We start from the raw sequence: 6,867 nt of genomic DNA, 5'->3' as shown, positions 1-6,867 counted from the left end.
TCGTTACCTGCCAGATGGTCTGATCGAATTCATCGGCCGAATCGACAATCAGGTAAAAATCCGCGGATTCCGCATCGAGCTAAGTGAAGTAGAGTTCGTTTTAGCCAAACACCACGCTCTTGCCGCCTCCGTCGTCATTGTCCGCGAAGATGAACCGGGCAAGAAACAGCTCGTCGCTTACGCGGTCAAGCAAGCGGAGCAAGAGGTTGACATAGCCGAACTGCGCCAACACTTCAAAGCACATGTTCCGGATTATATGGTGCCATCTGCTTTTGTCATGCTGGATGAATTGCCGCTTACGCCAAACGGGAAAGTAGACCGCCGGGCCCTGCCAAAACCTGACTATGCGAACACAAGTGATGGGGACTACGTTGCACCACATACCTTTATCGAACGCAAACTGTCTGAGATTTGGCAAGACGTTCTCAGAATCGAAGAAATCAGTATCCATTCCAACTTCTTCGAACTCGGAGGGGACTCGATCCTGAGTATCCAAATCGTCTCTCGGGCTAACCAAGCAGGGATTCGTCTTACACCTAAACAGATCTTTGAAAACCAAACAATCGCTGAACTGGCAGCTCTCGTTTCAACAACTGGAAACGGGGAAAATGCTATTCAACTGGCGGAACAAGGCCTCGTGACCGGAAATGTGTTGCTTACGCCAATTCAGAAGTGGTTCTTTGCCGCAAATCAACCGTCTATCCATCACTGGAATCAATCCTTCTTGTTGACAGTCGAGGAACCGGTTGATACGAACGCATTGGAGCGTGCCATTACCGAGTTGCTTGCACACCATGATGCTTTACGCATGCGTTATACCAACAACGACGGTTTATGGTCACAACACATCGAGGGCTTAGGCGAACCTGTACCTTTCCATTTGGTTGATTTGGCTGATCTCTCATCAGAGGAGCAATTCGCGCGACTGGAAGAAATTGCAGGCGAGATGCAAGCGAGTCTGAACATCACAGAAGGCCCTCTGTTCCGAGCTGTGTACTTCCACCTTGGAAAAGAACGCGCGGGACGCCTCCTGCTCGTTGTTCATCACTTGGTAGTCGACGGGGTATCTTGGCGCATTTTGCTGGATGACTTGCAGTTGGCCTATGAGCAAGCTGTAAATGGTCAGACGGTGCAATTCCCGTCAAAAACGACCTCGTTTAAAGCATGGGCGGAACAGTTACACGCTTATGCCAAGTCCGATTCGCTTGAAAAGGAAAAAGCCTTCTGGGCAAATCAAGCGTATGAAGTGGATCCACTTCCTGTCGACCGTACGTTTGAGCCAGCTCAAAACACCGAGGCATCCACGAAACAGATTACACTGACGCTGACCGCCGAAGAGACGCGCAACTTGCTTCACGAAACGCTCCCTTCCTACCGTCTGCAAATCAATGACGTATTGCTTGCTTCCTTGGCAAAAGCGCTGAATCGTTGGACAGGAAAAGAGACGATGGTCGTAACTCTGGAAGGACATGGACGCGAGGAGATTATCGAGGGAGCAGATTTATCACGTACGGTTGGCTGGTTCACAAGTATGTACCCGATACAGATTTCTACCGAGCAAGAAAAACCTTGGGGACATACGCTGAAGGCAGTCAAGGAACAGCTCCGCCAGATTCCAAATAAGGGTGTCGGCTATGGAATTTTGCGCTATCTATGCGATGATCTTGAACTACAACACCGACTGAACGCCAAACCGAAACCGCAAATCAGCTTCAACTACCTTGGACAATTTGATCAGACGGTGGCGGTTTCCTCTACGTTTGGCATAGCGTCTGAATGCAGTGGAGCCAATCTTGCCCCTGATTCGATTCGGGAGAACTTGTTAGATATCATTAGTGCGGTTACAGGAGATCAGCTGCACGTCACCTGGTTGTACAACGAAAACATCCATGACGAACAGACGATTGCGGCGGTTGCTGATGATTACATGGAAGCACTGCGGGAGATTATGTCTTACACGCAAGCGGCAGAGGAAATCGGCTACACACCGTCAGACTTCCCGCTGGCTAACCTAAATCAGCAGTCTATCGACAAATACATCGCTTCGGATCGGCAGATCGAAAGTGTATACGCGCTGACACCACTGCAAGAGGGGATGCTGTTCCACTCCCTGTATGAACAAGAGGGCGGCGATTATGTTGTACAGTTCCTCATGACAGTGCGAGATATTAGCTTGGAAGTATTCGAGCAAGCATGGCAGAAAATAGTCGACCGCCATTCGATTCTTCGTACCTCCTTCATTTGGGAAGGATTGGAACAACCGCATCAAATCGTTCGAAAACAAGTAAAAGTGAGCTTAGAGAAAATCGACCTACGCCATGTGGATGTCGATAAGCAGGAAGCTGAAATTCAATCGTACATGGAAAAAGACCGGGTGCGAAACTTCCCGTTTAATAAGGCGCCATTGATGCGTTGGACATTGTTTTGCACGAACGACAATACGTATCGCTTCTTATGGAGCTTCCATCATATTTTGCTAGATGGCTGGAGTATGCCACTTGTCTTGCAAGATTGGCAGGCAAGTTACCAAGCGATCGATAAAGGCGAAGAAGAAAAATTAGAAGCAGTCCAACCATTCAGCCGCTATATCGCATGGCTCAATAAGCAAGATAAACAAGTTGCGGAGCGCTATTGGCGCGAGCAGTTAAAAGGCTTCTACGAGCCAACACCACTTGCTATGGGAAAAGCAGGCAGTCATGCCATACAGCCTAAAGCCTACAGAGATCGAACCGTTTCCTTATCCAAGGAAGTAACGGCCCACCTGCAAGCTTTTGCCCGCAAGCAGCAGTTGACGATAAATACGTTGGTGCAAGGGGCATGGGCACTCATCCTGAGAGGTTACAGCGGATCAGACGATGTTGTCTTTGGAACAACAGTTTCTGGTCGTCCAGCAGACCTGCCAGGAGTGGAAAACATGGTAGGACTCTTTATTAATACGCTACCTGTCCGCGTCATGTTTGACCCAAGCCAAACGATACAGGAATGGTTACAACACTTGCAAAAGACACAATTAGACATCCGCCAATACGAATATACACCACTTGTAGACGTTCAAGGCTGGAGCGCGGTCCCACATGGACAATCGTTGTTCGACAGTATTCTCGTTTTTGAGAACTACCTGAACAGTACAAGTGAGGATTCAGATTCCGGAGTGTCGCTGAGTGAAGTCCAAGCAGTGGAGCAAACCAATTACCCCTTGACATTGGTGGCGGCTCCTGGCGATGAACTTGCTCTCAAATTGATCTATGAGCAAGGGCGTTTTGATACGGAAGTGATTGGTAAGGTATTAGAACAGATGTCGCAGGTTCTACATGCCCTAACTGCCCAAGCGGAACAACCGTTGCGTACACTTTCATTTATTACGGACGAGGAACGCCACAAGCTGTTAGTGGAATGGAACGCGACGGAAACGGAATATACTCGTGACGCGGTGATGCACCAGCTGTTTGAAGCACAAGTCGCCGCTACACCGGATGCGGAGGCTTTAATCGTCGGAGAAGAAAGACTGACGTACGCCGAGCTGAACCGCCGAGCAAACCAGTTGGCTCACTATCTGCGGGTGCAAGGGATCGGTCCAGAGGTCTTGGTCGCTGTTCTCATGGAACGTACAACCGAGATGATCGTAGCGATGATGGGAATTCTCAAAGCTGGCGGCGCGTATGTACCAATTGATCCCGCGTATCCACAGGAGAGAATCGGCTATACGTTGGAGGATTCGCAAGCGGCAATCCTGTTGACCCAAGGAAGCCTGCTACCGATGCTGCCTGAACATACCGCACAAGTGATCTGCCTGGATCGTGACTGGGAGTCTATCGCGGAGCAAAGCGAAGAGAACCTGCTTAATCTGGTGGAGCCAACGAACCTTTCCTATGTCATCTACACCTCGGGCTCGACAGGTCTGCCCAAAGGAGTAGCGATTCAGCACAGTAGTGTCATTGCCTTTATCGCTTGGGCGAAAACCGTCTTTTCGGCTGAAGAAATGAGTGGGGTGCTCGCCTCTACTTCTATCTGCTTCGACCTGTCTGTCTATGAAATATTCGTGACCTTAAGCTTCGGCGGGAAAGTCATCCTGGCTGACAACGCCTTGCATGTACCGAGCCTGCCAGCAGCCAACGAGGTGACCTTAATCAATACCGTTCCATCGGCGGCCAAAGAACTGGTGCGGATGAACGCGATCCCGTCGACGGTACGAGTGGTCAACCTTGCTGGAGAGCCACTGCCAAACACATTGGCGCAAAGTCTATATGCACTGGAGCATGTGGAAAAAGTCTTCAATCTCTATGGTCCGTCTGAAGATACGACCTACTCCACATATGTGCAGGTCACCAAAGGCGCCACTTCAGAACCAACGATTGGCCGTCCTTTGTCCAACACACAAGCGTATATTCTCGATGCCAACCTGCAACCTGTACCGTTGGGTTTACCTGGGGAACTGTATCTTGGCGGGGAAGGATTGGCTCGCGAGTACCTGAATCGTCCAGAGCTGACAGCAGAACGATTCTTGTCCAATCCATTCCACGCTGACCCGTATGCACGGATGTACAGCACCGGTGACTTGGTCCGTTATCTCCCAGATGGACAAATCGAGTATCTGGGCCGGATTGACCATCAGGTGAAGATTCGCGGCTATCGGATCGAGTTAGGGGAGTTGGAGGCTGTCCTTCGCACCCATCCGGCTGTCAAGGAAGCTGTGGTGACGGCAAGAGAAGACCAGTTGGGGGACAAACGTCTGGCGGCGTATGTGACGACAAAAGAGGAAAATAGGGAAGAGGCTACTGACTTAGCTGTCTGGGCAAAAGCAAAATTGCCGGAGTTTATGGTTCCATCCGTCTTTGTCTGGCTGGAAGCTATGCCGCTCACACCGAACGGCAAGATCGACCGGAAGCAACTGCCAGAGCCGGAGTGGGGGCAGATGGTTTCTACACAAGAATATGTAGCGCCACGCAACCAAACAGAGGAGCTGGTCGCCGCGATCTGGTCGCACGTGCTCGGCATCGAAAAAGTCGGGATTCATGACAACTTCTTCGAGCTTGGCGGACATTCTCTCTTAGCGACACGGGTTATTTCCCGTCTTCGTGACATGTTTGCAGGAGAAGTACCTATCCGGACTCTGTTCGAAAACCCAACCGTTGCAGAACTGTCCGAAGCACTCGGTAGCTTTTTGCAAGAAACAGGTGCCTCGATCGAACCTGTTTCACGGGAAGGTCATCTACCACTGTCCTTTGCACAGCAGCGCCTGTGGTTCCTGGATCGTCTGATGCCAGACAGCGCCTTGTACAACATCCCGTTAGCGATTCGATTGCACGGGGACCTGAATATGGAGGCTTGGAACAAGAGCTTGCAGGTACTGATCCAGCGCCATGAAAGCTTGCGGACAACCTTTGACCACGTAGATGGGCAAGCCGTGCAAATCATACATCCTTACCAAGAGCAGCAGTTACGTGTCATCGACTTGCGGGAGCTACCAGCGGACGAGTGTGAAGCAGAAACACAGCGTTTGGCAGGAAGAGAGGCAGCTACGCCATTCAACCTGAGCGAAGGTCCGTTGTTCCGTACCACCTTGATTCGCATAAGCGAGCAAGAAACGGTCTTCCTTTTGAACATGCATCACATCATCTCTGACGGTTGGTCGATGGGAGTATTCATTCGCGAATGGTTCACCACCTACGAAGCGATTAGCCAAAACGACATACCAGCATTGATTGATTTACCTGTGCAATATGCTGACTACGCGGCTTGGCAACGCGAGTGGCTCCAGGGTTCGGTATTAGACGAACAGCTTTCGTACTGGAGTGAAAAATTAAGTGGTGCGGAACCGCTTCTCACCTTGCCGACAGACCGTTCACGTCCTGCTGTACAAACGTACGAGGGAGCGATTTATTCAACGACGCTCGCAGGTGAACTTCTCGACAAATTACAAGCACTTAGCCGTAAAGAAGAATCGACGCTGTTCATGACCTTGCTGGCAGCCTTCCAAACTTTGCTCTACCGCTACAGTGGACAGGAAGACATCCTCGTCGGAAGCCCTGTCGCAGGACGCAATAGACCAGAGACGGAACAAATGATTGGATTCTTCATTAATACATTGGTGCTGCGTACGGATATGTCAGGGGAGCCGACATTCCGTGACTTGCTGGCAAGAGTAAAGGAGACGTCGCTAGAAGCCTATGCCCATCAGGATCTTCCTTTCGAAAAATTGGTCGATGAACTGGCGCTAGAGCGTAGTCTCAGCTACTCGCCACTGTTCCAAGTCATGTTTGTCCTCCAAAACTTCCAGCTAGACTTAGACGAAAAGGCTGGTATTCGCGTATCGGAATTCGATATGGACAAACACCTCGTCACGGCCAAATACGACCTGACGTTGACGATGGCAGAAAAACAAAACGGATTGATCGCAACGTTTGAGTACAATACAGCGCTGTTTGATGAAACGACGATTGTACGCATGTCACAGCACTTCCATCACTTACTCGAAGCCATCGTTCAGATGCCGGAGAAGACCATTACCCAATTGCCGTTTTTGCCTCAGGCAGAACGGGAGCAGCTGCTGGTGGAATGGAACGACACCACGACGGCTTACCCGCGGGATCAACGCGTGGATCAATTGTTCAAGCAGACCGCGATGCGTTACCCGAATCGCATTGCAGTGGTATCGGGAGACCAGAGTCTCACATACTCCCAGCTAGAGACACGATCCAACCAAGTAGCCAACTACCTGCAAAAACAAGGCGTTCGCGCAGGTTCACTCGTCGGTATCTGCGTGAAGCGTTCTCTCGAAATGCTGATCGGGGTGCTTGGGATTCTCAAAGCTGGTGGCGCTTATGTACCGCTCGATTCGGATTATCCGAAAGAACGTCTGGCATACAT

At 50.5% G+C, this 6,867-nt stretch carries 1 protein-coding gene; it reads left to right on the top strand.

Translation table 11 applies throughout. From position 1 onward, the window contains the following. Positions 1-6,867: non-ribosomal peptide synthetase (locus tag FB479_RS30220; protein WP_142067649.1), on the top strand; the 6,867-nt coding region annotated here is incomplete at both ends.

Origin of the sequence: Brevibacillus sp. AG162 (genome assembly GCF_006715575.1) — a bacterium.
Taxonomy (GTDB): domain Bacteria; phylum Bacillota; class Bacilli; order Brevibacillales; family Brevibacillaceae; genus Brevibacillus; species Brevibacillus brevis.
This window is presented reverse-complemented; position numbering and strand designations above follow the sequence as displayed.